9 protein-coding genes are annotated in these 17,116 nt (G+C 61.0%); 7 read left to right on the top strand and 2 right to left on the bottom strand.

The genetic code is table 11. The features are described 5' to 3' along the window. Positions 1 to 424: 424 nt before the first annotated feature. From BC360_RS13470 to istB, 7 genes are all read left to right on the top strand, one after another. Complete coding sequence (locus BC360_RS13470) at positions 425 to 5,518, top strand: RecQ family ATP-dependent DNA helicase (RefSeq protein WP_065795505.1); 5,094 nt, start codon at positions 425 to 427, stop codon at positions 5,516 to 5,518. Positions 5,519 to 5,885: 367 nt separating this feature from the next. After that, positions 5,886 to 6,314: a helix-turn-helix domain-containing protein gene (locus BC360_RS13465; protein WP_208858177.1), complete on the top strand. Its 429-nt coding sequence runs from the start codon at positions 5,886 to 5,888 to the stop codon at positions 6,312 to 6,314. A gap of 52 nt (positions 6,315 to 6,366) precedes the next feature. After that, positions 6,367 to 7,593 (top strand): tyrosine-type recombinase/integrase, encoded by a 1,227-nt coding sequence (locus BC360_RS13460; RefSeq protein ID WP_065795503.1) that lies wholly within the window; start codon positions 6,367 to 6,369, stop codon positions 7,591 to 7,593. After that, positions 7,590 to 8,534, top strand: coding sequence for a tyrosine-type recombinase/integrase (locus BC360_RS13455; protein ID WP_065795502.1), 945 nt, complete (start codon positions 7,590 to 7,592; stop codon positions 8,532 to 8,534). Before BC360_RS13460 ends, BC360_RS13455 begins: the two co-directional genes overlap by 4 nt. After that, entirely contained in the window at positions 8,524 to 9,519 is a 996-nt protein-coding gene (locus tag BC360_RS13450; RefSeq protein WP_065795501.1) for a tyrosine-type recombinase/integrase, read from the top strand. Before BC360_RS13455 ends, BC360_RS13450 begins: the two co-directional genes overlap by 11 nt. Before the next feature lie 111 nt (positions 9,520 to 9,630). Then, positions 9,631 to 10,836: an IS21 family transposase gene (gene istA, locus BC360_RS13445; protein ID WP_244512729.1), complete on the top strand. Its 1,206-nt coding sequence runs from the start codon at positions 9,631 to 9,633 to the stop codon at positions 10,834 to 10,836. Between the two features lie 14 nt (positions 10,837 to 10,850). Continuing rightward, entirely contained in the window at positions 10,851 to 11,606 is a 756-nt protein-coding gene (gene istB / locus BC360_RS13440) for an IS21-like element helper ATPase IstB (protein WP_065795500.1), read from the top strand. 553 nt (positions 11,607 to 12,159) lie between these two features. Here the strand turns inward: istB and BC360_RS13435 are convergent. After that, the gene (locus BC360_RS13435) at positions 12,160 to 12,411 is read right to left on the bottom strand and encodes a hypothetical protein (RefSeq protein WP_065795499.1); all 252 of its coding nucleotides are present in this window, start codon (positions 12,409 to 12,411) and stop codon (positions 12,160 to 12,162) included. Positions 12,412 to 12,486: 75 nt separating this feature from the next. Continuing rightward, a complete protein-coding gene (locus BC360_RS13430; RefSeq protein WP_065795498.1) occupies positions 12,487 to 16,662 on the bottom strand; it encodes a DUF3883 domain-containing protein in 4,176 nt (1,391 codons plus the stop codon). Positions 16,663 to 17,116: the final 454 nt, after the last annotated feature.

Genomic DNA, 17,116 nt, shown 5'->3' with positions numbered 1-17,116 from the left:
CGGCCATAGTGCGTCGGGCAGCTTCGCGCCCTCAACACAGACCTTGAGCCATGGTGCTTGCCGGACCAAAAGCGGATGTCCACTCAACCCTCCGGTTGCAAGCCAGTCTTAAGAGTCCGCAGCCCTTCGCGTCACCTCTTGGCATCGAAGTACTGATTGCCATGGGCCTCAGGGATGCTGCATGGGGCAGATGTTGCTTTGCGACTGGTTGCCGCCGCGCGAAGAACCCAGAAGCACATGCCCTCTGTGAGGCATATCAGGAGCAGTCGACAGTCGCCATGGTATAGGGTCGCATCGTAGAACTGAGCTGGATAGGTGGCCATCCGGCAAAGTTCTTGTGTGGTACAAGTTGAACGTTGACCTTTCACCAAAGGCACGACCATGATCGCTAATCGTTTCATCACGTGAATAAAACTTGTTGCATATGGCTGAGCCTCTCCAACACTTCCTGCAGCGTTGCGTTTCGATAGACCTGGAAGTTGATCCTGCAACCGCCAGCATCTTCGCTTTTGCGGCGGTGCGCGATGATGCTCGTCCCCCGATCCTGGCAAAAAAACGCGATCTCGTGGCAGCCCTAGAACGCCTGGAAGCAGAAGCAACCGGGGGCGCGCATCTACTCGGCCACAACATACTTCGGCATGACTTGCCTCATTTGTTCGCGGTGCGTCCTGGGTTGGCGAATACTCTTCGATCACCAATAGACACTCTATGGCTCAATCCGCTCGCATTTCCGCGCAATCCCTACCACCACCTGGTCAAGCACTACCATGACGGGCGTCTGCAAGCGGGCCATGTCAACGATCCGGAACTGGATGCGCGACTGGTGTTTCAGGTGCTGCGCAATCAACTGACAGCTTTTACGCAGCAGAACGCCGACCAGCCCGATGCCGTTGCAGCCTTTCATTTCCTTACTACAAGAATGGAGAACCCACGCGGGTTCGACGCGGTGTTTCGGGAGGTTCGCGGAGCTCCTGCGCCCGATCCTCTTGTGGCAAAAGAAGCGATTTCCCGACTTCTGGCGGGGCGCGCCTGCGAGAGGCGGCTCGAGCAGACGCTGAACCGCCTTTCGAACCCGCAGCTCGGTTGGCCAATGGCCTATGCTTTGTCCTGGATCCTGGTCGCGGGCGGGGATTCCGTCATGCCGCCCTGGGTACGGGCGCAGTTCCGCGAGGCTGCACTGATCGTGCGGCACCTACGCGACGCCAGTTGCAAAAGCCCGGATTGCACCTGGTGTAGCAACAAGAACGACCCGGTCCGCGCGCTGTCGCGCTGGTTCGGGTTCGATGCCTTCCGCGCGCAGCCGGTGGATGATATGGGCCGCCCCCTGCAGGAGCGGATCGTCGATGAGACCATGCGCGGGTCGAGCGTCCTCGGCATTCTGCCGACCGGCACCGGCAAATCGGTCTGCTATCAGATCCCCGCCCTGTCGAAGTTCGACAAGACCGGAGCGCTGACGGTGGTGATCTCGCCGCTGGTCGCGTTGATGGCCGATCAGGTGCAGGGCATGGCGCGGGCAGGAATCTCCTCGGCCGTGACCGTCAATGGAATGCTTTCGATGCCCGAGCGGCAGGATGCACTGGACCGTGTGCGCATGGGAGAGGCGGCAATGCTGCTGATCTCGCCCGAGCAATTGCGCAGCAACTCCGTCCGATCGGTTCTGGCACAGCGCGAGATCGGGCTGTGGGTGCTGGACGAAGCGCATTGTGTGTCGAAATGGGGCCACGATTTCCGACCTGACTACCGCTACGTCAGCCGCTTCATCAAGGAAACCTCGGGCGATGAAGCGCCTGCCCAGGTGCTCTGCCTAACCGCCACCGCCAAGCCCGAAGTGGTGCGTGACATCCGAGAGCATTTCCACTCACGCCTTGGACGCGAACTGTTGCTGCTGGACGGTGGTGCAGTGCGCACCAATCTCAGCTTCGAGGTCCGGCCGACGCAGCGCGGCACCAAGCTGGCCGACATCCTCGATGTGATCGAGGCCAAGCTGCCACGCGATGGCGCTTCGGGTGCCGTGGTCTATTGCGCCACGCGCAGCGAGACGCTGCGCGTCGCCGAGTTCCTCAAGCAGCAGGGTCTTTCGGCGGAACGGTTCCACGCCGGACTCACGCCCGAGGAGAAGCGCGACATTCAGGAACGATTTCGCATCGGCGAACTACGGATTATTGCTGCGACCAACGCTTTTGGCATGGGGATCGACAAGCCCGATATCCGACTGGTGGTGCATGGCGACATTCCCGGATCACTGGAAAACTACCTGCAGGAAGCCGGGCGAGCGGGCCGCGACCGCGCTCATGCCAATTGCGTGCTGCTCTTCGCCGAAGAGGACGTCGAGCGCCAGTTCTCGCTTTCGGCCCGGTCGCGTCTGGCCCGGCACGAAATCGGCGCGATCCTGAAGGCCCTGCGGCGGCTGGACGAGCGGACGAAAAAGACCGGCACCGTGGTCGCTACCTCGGGCGAAGTCGTGCGAGCTGAACGCGATCAGGAATTCGAGCGCGACATCAACACCGACGACACCAGGGTGAAGACCGCGGTGTCCTGGCTGGAGGAGGCCACGCTGCTGAGCCGCGAGGAGAACAAGGTTCAGGTCTTCCCCTCATCCCTCAGGATCCGCAACCTGGAAGAAGTCGAGGCGATCCTGGCTAGAGCCGCGATCACTGGCACCCGTCGCAAGCAGCTTCTGGATATCACTCGCCACTTGATGAACGCGCTGCCCGATCAGGGCATTTCCACCGACGAGCTGGCCGGGATCAGCGGATTAACAGGGGGTATGCTGAACAAGGCGCTGGCCGATCTCGAGGCGCTCGGAATCGCTCGCAACGACGTCGTGGTCACGATCTTTGTCCATGTTGCAGTCGAGGGTCATTCGCAGCAGCGTCTGGCGCAGGCTGCGCGGCTTGAAACGGGGATGACCGCCCTGATGCGCGAAGCAGCCCCCGATGCCGAAGGTGCCGAAGGCATTCCTCTGCATCTGGCCGAAACCTGTCAGGCACTCCGCAATCAGGGGCACAGCGCAGTGCGACCCGACATCGTGGAAAAGCTACTGCGGAGCATGGGCCGCGACGGGCGCAATCAGGATGGTGGCAAGGGCAATCTGCGGCTGCGCAAGGCTTCGCGCAACACGTTGATGGTCACGCTGCAACGGTCCTGGCAGGCGTTGGAACAGACCGCAAGCCTGCGGCAGCAGGGTGCCGAACTGTTGCTAGGGCACTTTCTGGGCAGGTTGCCAAAGGGCAGCCGCGGCAAGGACATCCAGGTCGAAACCACGATGGGTGATCTGCTCACCACCCTGACAGGAGACGCGCTGCTGCGCGGCAGCGGCATTCAGGACATGACAAAACTGATGGAGCGCGCACTTCTGTGGCTGCATGAGCAGGAGGTGGTAACGCTGGGCAAAGGACTGACGATTTTCCGGCAGGCGATGACGGTCCATTTGAACCCCTCGGGCGGCCAGTTCACCGTGAAGGATTTTACACCCCTAGAGGAACACTACGCCGAGCAGACCATCCAGACCCATGTCATGGCGACCTATGCCGAAAAGGGTCTTTCTGCGATGGATCAGGCGCTGCGGCTGTCCGAAGATTACTTCGTGCTGGAGCGCGACGCCTTTCTGCGTCGCTGGATGCCCGGCAAGGGCGGTGAGATCCGGCGTCAAACCACCGGCAGCTCCTGGAAAGCGATCGTTGAGGTGCTGAAGAATCCAGTTCAGCAAGAGATCGTCGCCGACGACCGTGAGCAGACAAGCGTCCTGGTCCTGGCAGGACCGGGTTCGGGCAAGACGCGCGTTCTGGTGCACCGCATCGCCTACCTAATCCGTGTCCGCCGCGAGGACCCGCGCGGCATCCTTGTGCTGACCTACAACCGCCATGCCGCCGCCGAGATACGCATCCGGCTGCGGCACCTGATCGGCGATGACGCGAATGCGGTGACCATATCCACTTGCCACGCCCTCGCGATGCGATTGGTGGGCGCGAGCTTTGCCGGAACTTCGAACGAGACGTCCCACGACTTCGACGGGATCGTCTTGGAAGCAGTGCGCCAGTTGAACGGCGAAGGACTCAGCAAACCCGAGGCCGAGGCACAACGCGATACGCTAATTCAGGGCTATCGTTGGATTCTGGTGGACGAGTATCAGGACATTGGCCCTGAGGAATATGCATTGATCTCCGCCGTTGCAGGCCGCTCACTGGACGATAAGGAGCTTCGGCTCAGCCTGTTTGCGGTGGGCGACGACGATCAGAACATCTACGCGTTCGCTGGGGCGTCCATCCGCTTCATCCGCCAGTTCGAGGCCGACTATAATGCACGACCGGTGTTCCTGATCGAGAACTATCGCTCGACTGGGCATATTATTGCGGCGGCCAACGCAGTCATTGCGCCAGCCGCGGCCCGTATGAAAGCCGGTCACGACATTGCCATCGATCGCAAACGCAGCACGGTCGGAGAGATGCCGGCGCTCGATCCTGTGGCCCGTGGGCGGGTGCAAGTGCTGGATTGCCCATCCGGCGATGTGGCGCAGGCGATGACCGCAGTTGATGAACTCGTCCGACTATCGCGCCTTGATCCGGAGTGGAGTTGGTCACGTGCGGCGGTCATCGCTCGTGACTGGCGGCGGTTGGCTCCGGTGCGCGCTTATGCCGAAACGCTGGGCATTCCGGTGGAAATGGCAAATGAGAGCCTGCCCAGCATCTGGCGTCTGCGCGAAATGCAGCAGTTCATCGACGTCCTGCGCCGCGATACTACACGTTTGTTGGGCGTCCGTGATCTGGTGGGCATGCTGAACGCGATACCGTCCAACCGCTGGACGGACCTGATCGCCGAAGGCATCGCCGCGCTGGCGAAAGAGCTTGCGAACAAAACCATGCCCGTGCCTGACCTCGTCGAGTGGTTCGCTGAGTGGGCCCATGATGCGCGCAGCGATCAGCGCGCACTGCTGCTGCTGACGGCGCATCGATCGAAAGGTTTGGAGTTCGACGATGTCGTCATCCTGAATGGCGGTTGGGACCGGCCCTCTAAGGGCGAGGATCCCGATGCGCCGCGCCGCCTCTTTTATGTCGCCATGACCAGAGCGCGACGTAGCCTTGCCATCATTGCCGAAGGACAGCATCCTTTCGTCCCGCACGGCGAAGAGTATGTGCTGCGTCGCGCCGCGCCAGCCATCTCTGATGCCGCCGATTTTCCGGCTGCGCTATACCAAGTGCCGAACCTCAAGACCGTGGACCTGTCGTGGGCCGGGCGTCTCGGGCCGGGTCATCCCTCGCTTGTCGCAATCTCGGAGGCAAAGGCAGGAGACCCACTTCAGATCGTGCGCGATGGCCTCACTTGGATAATGCAGGATGCTCGGGGACAAACTCTCGGACGCATGGCCAAAAGCTGGTCACCTCCCGAAGGACTCAACTTCCTCCGCGGCGAGGTCGGCGCCATCGTGCGCTGGCGCAAGACCGACAATCAGGAAGAGTTCCGGGTGCACCTTCACCGAGATGTTTGGGAAGTGGTTGTGCCGGAGCTTGTGTTCGGCTGATAGTTTGCTCGTCACGAACGTCAGTATTTTGACATTGTGCGATGTGGTGTCATCGCACATGCACGTGGACAATAACAAAAGATCAGGTTTGAGCCCGTTTGAGACCTTTGCGGTTACAGACTAAACGTCTGCTTCCCGCTCGGTAACACTGGAAGCCGTCAGCCTGTTGCCGGCCCCAACACTGTCGTTGGTCGCGGTGCGGATTCCAGGAATTAACCGGACGGGATTCCGATCAAAATCCGGACAGCGTTCCGATCTGAAGCCGGACAGCATTCCAATCAATTACCGGACGGTTTTTCCGTCCTGACGATGCCTTTGGGTCAGCAACCTTGGCATGAATCTCCTCAGTATCCACGAGGGGAATTTCATGCCGTCGAAGAGAAGGCTGACCATGCGACACATACGACAGATGCTTCGGCTCTCTGCCGGCGGGACAAGCGTACGCGAGATTGCGGTGGTGCTCGGGATCGCCCGAAGTACGGTGCAAGACAATCTGGATCGGGCTAAGGCCGCCGGATTGAGCTGGCCATTGCCAGGAGAACTGACAGACGATGCTTTGGAGCATCGGCTTTTCATCCGCGCCGGCGTCAAACAGGGCCAGCGGCGACGTCACGAGCCGAACTGGGCGGAGCTTTCCATCGAGCTGAAGAAGCCCGGCGTGACGCTGCTGATCCTGTGGGAGGAATATCGCAGCGTCCATCCCGGTGGTTATGGCTATAGCCGTTATGTTGCGGCCGGATTTATGTTGCGCAAGCCTCTCTGTTGCTCGGGCGCTTGGCCGTCTTTGGGTTCTTGACGCAACATAATTCAGTGGCTGGGTAGCAAGCCTTTTCCAATGGAGGTTTGCTATGGATCTGACGACTGATGCCGGCCATTCGGCCGGCCACTACCATGATGACACGCCGTTTGCCGAAGAGCGGGACCGCTACCTTCGCCACTGTGCGGAATGCGGGGCGACTCCTGCTTCGCTGACGATAAAGCGCAACGAGCTGTTGTGGATTGCCACGCGTCTCGGCCCGGATGCTTCTTCGGAGGGCATCGACATCGAGGCACTTCGACGGATTGCCGTTGAGAGGGAACAAGCCCAAGGAGCTGTCACCGCGGCGCGAAGAGTTGTCGATATCGGACGACCTTGGCTTCGATTTCTCGGCTGGTGGCGTGAACCGAGTGCCGGGTTTGAGTATCAGAGCCAACTCGACGAGTATGTGAGGTGGATGCGCGATGAGCGCGGATTCACACCATCGACACTCGAGCAATGGACCCGTGTGATCGGTAGGTTCCTGCGCTGGTGTGATCAGACAAATCGGCATCTTGGCAATCTTCAGGCCGGCGACATAGACGCTTATTTCGTTACCCAGGCAACGGGACGATGGTCCCGCGTGTCGGTCGCCAATACCGCTTCCGCCCTGCGGGTATTTTTGCGATACGCCGGAAAGCGGGGAATGTGCGCAGACAGCCTGGCCGGATCGATCTGTCGTCCGCGGCTTTACCGCCAGGAGTCGTTGCCGTACGCCCCGAACTGGTCAGACGTGCAGCGCATGTTGGCCGATGCCGAGACCGACAAGCCGCGGGACATCCGCGATCGTGCAATCCTGCTGCTGCTTGCGGTTTATGGAATGCGCAGCGGGGAAGTAGTGGCATTGCGCCTCGATCAGATCGACTGGTCCGGTCGAACGCTCAGGCTTTTCCGTCTGAAGCGCCGCCAGCCGCAGATCTATCCGCTCGTTTCGTCTGTTGCTGAGGCGCTCGCCCGCTACATCGACACGGTACGGCCGTCGTCGTCGTGCCCAGAAGTCTTCCTGTGCATGCAAGCACCCCGTCGGCCGTTGAAGGCGGGCAGCATCTATGATGTCGCGAACCGCAGATTTGTCGCACTTGGAATCGAAGCGGCCCATCGCGGGGGGCACGCGCTGCGCCATGCCTGCGCCTCTCGGCTTCTTGCAGAAGGTCTGTCGATAAAGGAGATCGGGGACCACTTGGGGCACCGCAGTGCGGCGACAACCAGTATCTACGCCAAGGTGAACTTGGCAGCCCTTCGCGAGGTTGGTGCATTCGACCTGGGAGCGCTGCAATGATGCTGACCGATGTCGTCGACGCTTATCTGACCAAGCAGCGGTCATTGGGCATGCGTTTCGAGTCCGCCGAGGTGCTGCTGCGCAGGTTCTGCCGCGTGATGGGCAATCTCGAGATCAGCGAGATTACCCCAGAGACGGTAGCCGCGTTTCTCCAAGGCAGCGGCTCGCTCAGCGCCACCTGGATGCTGCGCTACAGGGTCCTGAGCGGCTTTTATCGGTTCGCCGTCAGTCGCGGCTACGCGGCGTTCTCACCACTACCGACAAACTTGCCGAAGCTGCCGCCGCAACAAACACCGTATGTTTATTCGACGGAGGAGCTACGCCGACTGCTGGACGCCACCTCGATCCTGAAGGTTGGGCACAGCCCTCAGGTGCCGGCAATGTACCGCACCCTTCTCTTACTGCTTTACGGTAGCGGTATGCGCATCGGCGAGGCGCTTCGCTTGGTCTTGCAAGATGTGGATTTGACCGAGCAGATCATCACTGTCCGCGACACGAAGTTCTTCAAAACGCGTCTCGTGCCGATCGGACCAAAGCTCAACTGCGAGCTGGCTGCGCATATCGAACGCAGGCACCTTCTCCCTTTGCCGCACGGGGAAGAATCCCCGTTGTTCACCACGCGCGATGGCCGGCCGTGGCACTACGTGCGGGTCATTTCCTGGTTCCAGCATGTCCGTCGAGCTGCCGGAATCAGTTGCCCTATCGGGGAGCTTCGGCTGCCACGACTGCACGATATTCGTCACACGGCCGCCGTGCACCGGGTGATTGCCTGGTATCGCTCCGGTCAAGACGTACAACGGTTGCTCCCGCAACTCGCAACGTACCTTGGCCATATCGATATACGTTCAACGCAGCGTTATTTGCACATGACGCCCGATCTCCTCGATGCAGCCAGCCAGCGCTTTGCACAGTACGCGATGGGGGCCGATCATGAGGGATAGAAGCCTCCTTGGCCCGTGGATCCGTCGGTTCCTGTTGGAGCACCTGGTCGCTGAACGCAATCTTTCCCGCAACACCCAAGCCAGCTACCGCGACACGCTTACACTGCTGCTGCCGTTTGCAAGCAGGCAGGGAGGTTGCGCAATCGATCGTATGACAGTGGAAGAGCTGACGCCGGCAATCGTCCGCAAATTCCTGGACCATCTGGAACGTGATCGCCGATGCAGCGAAGCAACCCGTAATCAACGACTTGCGACTATTCATTCACTGGCACGCTTCATCGGCATGCGTTCGCCGGTCCACCTGGCCTGGTGTTCCGAGATAAGGGCAATACCATTCAAGAAAACGGCAAAAGCCTCGATCGGCTATCTCGAAAAGGCCGAGATGGATGCGCTTCTCGGTCAACCAGACAAACGCACCAGCCTTGGGGTGCGCGACCATGCCCTGCTGTTATTCCTATACAACAGTGGTGCGCGCGCGGATGAGGCAGCAAAATTAACGATCGGCAGTCTTCAGCTGGGCACGTCTCCGTCAGTGCGCCTTCATGGCAAGGGAAACAAGATCCGGATCTGCCCATTGTGGCCAGCGACGGCGATATCGCTGGCTCGCCTCGTGACCGATCGGGATAAGAGCGATGCGGTCTTTCTGGGGCGAATGAAGGAGCCTTTGACACGGTTCGGAATACACCGCGTCGTGACGCAATATGCCGCCATGGCGAGCAAAACTGTGCCGACCTTGGCCACGAAGCGCGTCAGCCCCCACACGATTCGGCATACGACAGCCGTCCACCTCCTACGTGCCGGCGTCGATATCAACACGATCCGCGCCTGGCTCGGCCATGTGTCGTTGGACACCACGCACATCTACGCCGAGGTGGATCTGGAAATGAAGGCCAAGGCGTTGGCCAAGGTTGATATCAGCGGCTTGAGAGAGCCCCCACGGCAACGATCCCTGCCGTCATTGATGGCATTCCTGAAAGCATTGTAGTCAACTGCCATCGTCGTTCTTCTTATGTGGCGCTTGGGCCAAGGAAATCACCGAGAGCCTTGGCTCATCCCCCGCAGCCGCAACATAAATCCGGCCGCAACATAACGGGAAATATGTTATGCCGAACATACTTCCCGTTTCTGCGAGCTATTCCGCGGTTTCGAGCAGCGCCTTTCGCCGACGATGCGCCAGGAGCATGCTGCCGGCGATAAGGTCTTCGTGGACTATTCCGGCAAGAAGGTGCCGATCGTCGATCGCAAGACCGGCGAGATTCGCGAGGCGGAGCTGTTCCTCGGCGTGCTCGGCGCGTCGAGCTTCACATTCGCCGAGGTGACCTGGTCGCAGACCTTGCCGGACTGGATCGGCTCGCACGTGCGCATGTTCGCCTTCTTCGGCGGCGTGCCCCGCCTGATCGTGCCCGACAATCTGAAGTCCGGTGTCAGCCGCGCCAGCTTCTACGATCCCGAGATCAACCGCAGTTACGGCATGATGGCGTCCCACTACGGTGTCGGCGTTCTGCCGGCGCGGCCACGGCGTCCGAAGGACAAGGCCAAGGTCGAGAACGGCGTGCGCTTCGCCCAGAGCTGCATTCTCGGTCGCTTGCGCAAGCAGACTTTCTTCTCGCTCACAGAAGCCAATACCGCGATCGCCGGCGTGCTGGAGCGCATCAACAATCATGTCATGCGCCGGCTGGGCGTCAGCCGCCGACATCTCTTCGAGACGGTCGAACGCGCCGCGCTCGCAAGTCTGCCCGCCGAGGATTACGAGTTCGCCGAATGGCGTTTTGCGCGGGTATCGACGGACTATCATGTCGAGTTCCAGAGCTTCTTCTATTCCGTCCCGCATGGCCTCATCCGCCAGCAGGTCGATATCCGGGCGACAGTGCGGATGGTCGAGATCTTCCATCGCGGCAAACGCGTCGCCGTGCATCAGCGCCGCTATGGTGGGCCGCGCTATGGAACAGACCCCGCGCACATGCCCAGTTCCCACCGCCGCTACGCCGAATGGACGCCGGAGCGCTTCCGGCGCTGGGGCGCGTCCATCGGTCCGCAAACCGAGGGGTTGATCACCGCCATCCTCGCCAGCCGGCCGCATCCCGAGCAAGGCTTCAGAACATGCCTCGGCATCCTGCGCCTTTATCGCGACATCACCGGCGACCGCGCCGAGGCCGTTTCGGCGCGCGCCGTCGAGATCGGCGGCCTGACCTGCAAGACCATTGCCTCGCTCATCGCCACCCACAAGGACGCAAGGCATTCCACCGAACCTGCTGCCGTCATGGAGCACACCAATCTGCGTGGCCCCGGCTACTTTCATTGAGGAGACAACGAACGATGCTGACCAATCCCACCATCGACATGCTGCGCGAACTCGGCCTGACCGGCATGGCCAGCGCCTATCAGGAACTCGAGGCGCAACCGGAAGCCAGAAGCCTCGAGCATGGCGAATGGCTTGCGCTGCTGCTCGAACGCGAGACGACCACGCGCCGGCAGAAGCGCTTCGAGGCGAGAGCCCGCGCCGCGAAGCTGCGCCATGACGCCCAGATCGAGAACGCTGACTTCCGCGCCGCCCGCGGCCTGGATCGCAATCTCTTCATGAAGCTCGCCGGTTGCGACTGGATCAGTCAGCGCCACAGCCTGCTGTTGATCGGCCCGGCCGGCGTCGGAAAGAGCTGGCTTGCCTGCGCGCTCGGACACAAGGCATGCCGCGAGGATTTCTCCGTCGCCTATCACCGCCTTCCAAGGCTGTTCGCCACCCTTGCCCTGGCGCGCGGCGACGGCCGATATCCCAAGGTCCTCAAGGCGCTCGCTAGAACCGACCTGCTCATTCTCGACGACTGGGGCCCGGAGAAGCTCAACGACGAGCAGCGTCGCGATCTCCTGGAAATCATCGAGGACCGATACGAGAGGCGATCGACGATCGTCACCAGCCAGGTGCCCGTGGATCACTGGTACGACATGATCGGCAATCCAACGATCGCCGACGCCGTCTTGGATCGCCTTGTTCACAATGCCTATCGCATCGAACTCAGCGGCGAGAGCATGCGAAAACAGAAAGCCGTGACCACCGACCAAACAACCCTGGCTTGACCGCGGAACGGGTTCAGGTCAAAAAAACACACGACCCAGGGGCACAGCAACTGTCCGGCTTCAAATCGGAAGCGTGTCCGGCATGAGATCGGAATACCTGTCCGGCTTCAGATTGGAATAGCCGTCCGGCATCATCGGAATACGCAGTCGCGGCCCTTTTTGAGGCAGCCGAACACGGTCCCCAGCCGTCTTTTACAGAGCTCTGGACATTCTCGGGATCTGGAGAACGTCACATAGTTTCTGACTCGAAATTGCGCCAAGTAGCTGCAAAGACATCACTTTTTCTGGCGGGGAATGCCGGATATTAGGCGGACGAATATGTCCAAAAATAGCTTGCCTGGAGACCGTAGATTATCACATGATTTCAATGACTTATCGAAATCGTCTTTGAATTCTCTATATTTTCCCGCCGCGAGCGACCGTGGATGCCACCTTTGTGCCCTGGCTTTGGGCATCAGTCAACAGGGCGGGCGAGCGGCAATAATTTCCGCTTTCGGACCTCAAGTTTGCGTTGGGGCGGCCATAAAGCGCTCGGCAGCCTTGCTCCGCTATTTCAGGCGCTCAACCGCGATTGCCTACTTCCTGAAAGTAGCCGTAGCTCGGTGGCGCCCAGCACGTCTAGGAATTGCGGAACGAGATTCGCATGCCCGATGCCCGACTGCACAATCACCACCTCATAGCGGAACGCCAAGTAGCGTGCGCGGTTAATCAATGCCTTCAGGCCGGCAAGATCGCCCTTTTCGAATTGTGAAGGCTGGCCCGCTTGGTCGCGCCGTTGCCGCTGCAGCAGCAGGTGCCTCAGCATGCGTCGCGGATTCTCGCACCAGTGCACCGGTTTTTGCGCCTCTTAGACGCGGGACGCGGACCGGACAACGTTGGCTCAGCCGATATCCTCAATCTTGGCGCGCAGCAAACCGAGCTCAAGCAGTATTTGTCGCGTACCGAGCATCTTGGCAGGATTAGGAAAGCACTTCGCGATCGGCGCCTGATCGGCGACGCGGTAGACCCGCCACAGCTCGTAACGATCGCGCTCGCGGAACGCCTTCTCGAATTCCTTGCGCGGCCAATCAAATCGGCCATCGGTCCCAGTGGTGGCCTTGACCTCGAGCCATCGCGGACGCCCTTCCGCGTCGATCGAACGGATATCATGGTCGGCACCGGGTTCGTCGCAAGAGGTCCAGATGACGTAGCGCTCCGGCTCGTCGTAGCCGAACTCGCGGACCTTCTTCAGCTCCATCCGATAGATCAGTTCCTCGCCGCGCCTGCCGAGCAGCCCGGCGCGCTCGACCTCCGCCAGCGTCGGCGGCAGCCACGTGCCGGAGCTGCCGCCGCCGCCCGACGATTGCTGCGGCTCGATCCGACTTCCCTTTGCAGGCGCGACCGTCAGATCGACTTCATCGATGTCGGGAAGCTTGAACGGTGGCGACGCAGGCGGTGGCGTAGGTGGCGGTAGGGGATTAGGGGGAGGAGGCGGTGCGGGCTCGACCGGTGGCGGCTCGGAGTCGCTCCTGTCCCAATCGGTGTCGAGATTGTCGAAAACCTGGCGGAGCGCGATCTCCTCCGCGTCGTCGTCACCATCCTCCTCCTCGAAATCGCCATCACTGTCGTCTTCGAGTTGCCATTCCCGCCCGCGCGGGATCCCTATGCGATCGAGATAGTCGGTAAGCTCTTCGAGCGTCCCTGCGAGGACCAATGGAAGGAAGGCATTGGCAAGACTGCGCATCGTTCCCACGCTGGTTGCGCCGGCGATCTCCGCGAGCGCCTCGGCCAGCAATAGCTGGAAGCCACCCTTGGTTTTTGGTGCCACAAATTCGATACGCTGCTCGCTGATGGCGACTTGCGCCGGTATCAGCACGCTGGCGCCGCCGACCGAGTAGCGACGTCCCATCGACTGAAAGAACGCAATCTCGGTGATCGTCGCCAAGCGCCCGGCGATCTCGCTGCGGCTCGCCGGAACGAACCCCGCATGCCCGTGGCGGTTGCGGAATGCGACCTCATAGAGCGCGCGAGCAAATAGCGGCCGATGCAACATCGCGAGGACGCGCTCGCTATGCTTTGGCTTATACCAGAGATGCGGTCGTCCGGGTGACCCAAGCTCGGGCTTGCCGGTTCCGGCGATGGCCGATAGCGGTCGAATACCGAGGGCGGTAAAGAAAACCCGCGATCGCTCTGAGCGCTCGATGATGCCGATCTTGCTATGGGTCGCGCGCAATTCCTGTTCGAGCGCTGCAAAGTCGGGCTCGACTAGCTGCCCCGCCCGGAGCTGGGCAAGCGTGAACAGGCGAGAACGATCGTCGAGCAAGCAGCTTACATTCTCCAAGCCGGCCGGCAATCCCAGTAGGCCCCGAAGATTATATGCTTCGAGCAGTACACGACGTCGGCGCTGGTCGACCGGTCCCTCGATGTCCCACTCGATATCGACGAATTCAAAGAAGCGCGTCCAATGCTCGTCCGTTGGCGACGCCGGCGCGCCGAGGGCCTGATAGGCGTGTCCGACATCATCGGAGTGCCGAAAGACCGGGATTGCTTCGGCCAACAGCGCGGGGATCCGCGGGCCGACCAAGATATCCGACGGGGCGTGATAGTCGTCCTGTACCCAGCAGACGCTTTGGTCCGCGAACTCGGCCTTTGCGCGTCGTTCGCGTCCGATCGCTGCGACAAGGGCAGGATAAACGAGGTCGGGCCGCGGCAGCGGCTCGGTCCGGTCGCGATGCGCCTCGATGATCTCGAGCAGCGTGTCGCTGTCCGGCGCGGTCTTCAGCTTGAGCTTGTGATGAAGAAGCTCATTCGTGCCGGCGACAATCAAGTCATCGTTACCGATGCAGAGCCGGTTGGTCGCAGTATCTAGGTGGAGAGTCTCGGGTGCGGCGAGTCGTCCGGACCTGGTCCTAAGCCAGGCGATCTCGCGCAGTTCTTCGACGATCGCGGTGCTCAGCAGTTTGAGATTCTCTGCGAGCAGCTTCTCGAAGCGCTCGGCGGTCTCCGGCCGATCCTCGACGAGGCCGGCGAAGCGAACGAGATCGGCACCGCTCAGGTTTTCACGAATCCGCAGGCGCGCCATCAGGTTTGGTGCTGCAAGCAATTCCTTGGACGGTCCGTCGATCGCGGGATCAAGGAAACGGGCGAGCGTCTTCTTGAGATTGACCATCTCCACCGGGGCGACCCAGTCGCCACGCTGGTTCTTCACCACGGGATTGCTGCGCAATGCTGACAGGGCAGCTCGGCTGATCGGCGCCTCACGTGCGAGCAGCTTTCGGTAGAGCGTTTCGCGCTCCCGGTCGTCCGGCGCCGCGTCCGCGGCGCGCTTGGAAGCGTCGATCAACCATTGCTCTTCGTCGAAGACGCGGCAGTGCCCGGAAATCGCCTTGAACGGCACAAGGTCGGGGTGAAGTCGGTTCGCCTCGGGTTCTGGGCAATCAGCCCAGAGGTCCGGGTCGACGATCATCAGCTCAATGGCTGGTCTCAGGTCGCCTGTTGCGCTGAGCGTCGAGGCCGTGTTGCCGAGATCGAACCGCATCTGCTTTGAGAGCCGTCGCGGGAATGCCGAAAGCGCCGTTGCTTGGCGCTTTTGCATGTCCAGCTCGCGCGTCGAATCGACATAGTTGGTGAAATGATAGTTCGCCGCCCCTTCGATCGTGGTTTTCAGGCTCTTCTCATTTTTACCCGCGCAGCGCAGCCGAACGAGGGATGCGACGGTAAACGGCTTCGCCCCGCATTTTTCCGCAAGCTTGCACAGATTCTCGTCAGCGCTGAGCTCGGGATCGAGATAGCGCGCGTCGCCGAGGAAGCCGGCATATAGGTCGTCGCTTGGCAGCACGATCGCACCCGCTTTGGCAAATCGCTTGTCGCCCCTTGCGCGCGTTGGCCAGCACGCATCCTCTCTGAGCCGTTCCGCCAACGTCGTCGCGAATCGATCGGGCGTGGCGGCGCCGGCACGGGCACCGGCAAGCATTGTGAAGGCATCGGCGCCATATCGCACGAACCAGTCGGAAACGAGCAGTTCCATCACCAGTTCGACCGCCTGATCGATCAGCCAGTCGTTCCACTGGAGATCGTTGAGGCCGCTGCGATCTTGGTTGAGGTCGAACGGAGCGCTCACGCTCACCGGGCAACCGGTTCGCGAGGCCGGAGCCTTCAATGGATAGTAGAAGTGGCCGTTATGGCCGATATCGATCTTGCGTCGCGCGATCGGCACCGAGACCGCGATCTTCACCCTGCCGCCGGCGGCCCTGTAGTACGATGGGAACCGCCGAGCCGCATATTCCGCCGGCAATTCGACGGTTCGCGAGAACTCCTCTTCCTGGAAAGAGATGACGCGTGCGTCGCCATCACTCATCCGGCCGCGCCGGGAGATCATCGATACTCCGGACGTACGGCAGCGATCTGGTGACGCCTCTTGTCGCCAGCGCAGGACGCGCCCGGTTCGAATCGAACGAACGTTGACCTCGCGAAGGCCTGACTTCTTCCCGCTATGCGCCAGCTTGAGCAGTGTATCGGGCATGCTCGTCGCCATCAGCTCCAGCGCATGCGCCTCTCGCTCAACAGTGAACGCCTCCAGGGTTTCGGTCGATCGCGTCCGATAGGGCACGAACAGGCGGACGCCCTTCACGCCCCGAGATTGTGGATCGGGGGCGCGACCGGTCTCCTGCGTCTGAAGATCGAGGAGGGCTACCTGCCCGGAAGATCGGACGTGGATTTCGTCCCCGAAGCGGAAGAGCGACCGCAGCCCGAAATTCTTTGAACCTATTCCATTTTCCTTCGGCGCGACGACTTCTGCGCCGCGAGTGCCCATGACATTGCCGGTCCCGACGATCACCGAGAGCCGCTCCCAGCCGCTGCGCTCGATATTGCGACCCGAACCGATCACCTCCACCGATTTGCTCCCGAACGTCAGCGTGAGCTTGTCACCACCGCCGTCATACTCGTTTTGAACGAGCTCGCGTAGGACGTCGCCGGCATCGTGGCCGGCCACGAATTGTTCGATGACACTCGAACCAATGCGCGTGCGCCGGCTGGCACCATAATCGGGCGGCACATAGTCGGGTTCGTCAATCACGACATCCGGCGAAGATGTGACCCTTGCTTTTCTCACCGGCCGAGAAGCCTTGGCAATCGCGATCGCCGACGCCGAACTCGCCGGATCTTCCCTCCTGTCCGCCACGCCTTAACCCCGTTTTGCCCGCCATTCTTCATGCGTTGATCGAACGTAGTTGGTGACTATGGGCAAAGCAATATTCAATCAAAGTCATAGCGGCTCGGTTCGCTCTGAAGCTTCATACGGCAACGGCCTCACACCCATTTTTACTCGGTACTGCGCTTGCGATCTGCGCCGGCGTGCTCGATCCTCACCTAATATCCGCGCATTTGGCCACTTCAGATTGGAAGCGGACGAGCCGCAAGTGGCCCAGTCCAAACCATTCGCATACACAGAGAAGGTCGATGGTTTGATCGTCCGCTTTTGCAGTTGCGCCTCCTAAGAGCCGTCAGGCAGCAAGCGTGAAGAGTTTCGG

It is taken from the genome of Ensifer sp. LC163, from assembly GCF_001695855.1.
GTDB lineage: Bacteria > Pseudomonadota > Alphaproteobacteria > Rhizobiales > Rhizobiaceae > Ensifer.
Note: the sequence above shows the minus strand (reverse complement) of the source record. Positions and strands in the feature narration are given on the sequence as shown.

What these genes read in the sequence shown, in the direction of transcription:
- BC360_RS13470 (WP_065795505.1), top strand. Translation starts at nt 425, where the DNA reads ATGGCTGAGCCTCTCCAACACTTCCTGCAGCGTTGCGTTTCGATAGAC.
- BC360_RS13450 (WP_065795501.1), top strand. Translation starts at nt 8,524, where the DNA reads ATGAGGGATAGAAGCCTCCTTGGCCCGTGGATCCGTCGGTTCCTGTTG.
- BC360_RS13455 (WP_065795502.1), top strand. Translation starts at nt 7,590, where the DNA reads ATGATGCTGACCGATGTCGTCGACGCTTATCTGACCAAGCAGCGGTCA.
- BC360_RS13460 (WP_065795503.1), top strand. Translation starts at nt 6,367, where the DNA reads ATGGATCTGACGACTGATGCCGGCCATTCGGCCGGCCACTACCATGAT.
- BC360_RS13435 (WP_065795499.1), bottom strand. Translation starts at nt 12,411, where the DNA reads ATGCTGAGGCACCTGCTGCTGCAGCGGCAACGGCGCGACCAAGCGGGC.
- istB (WP_065795500.1), top strand. Translation starts at nt 10,851, where the DNA reads ATGCTGACCAATCCCACCATCGACATGCTGCGCGAACTCGGCCTGACC.
- BC360_RS13465 (WP_208858177.1), top strand. Translation starts at nt 5,886, where the DNA reads ATGCCGTCGAAGAGAAGGCTGACCATGCGACACATACGACAGATGCTT.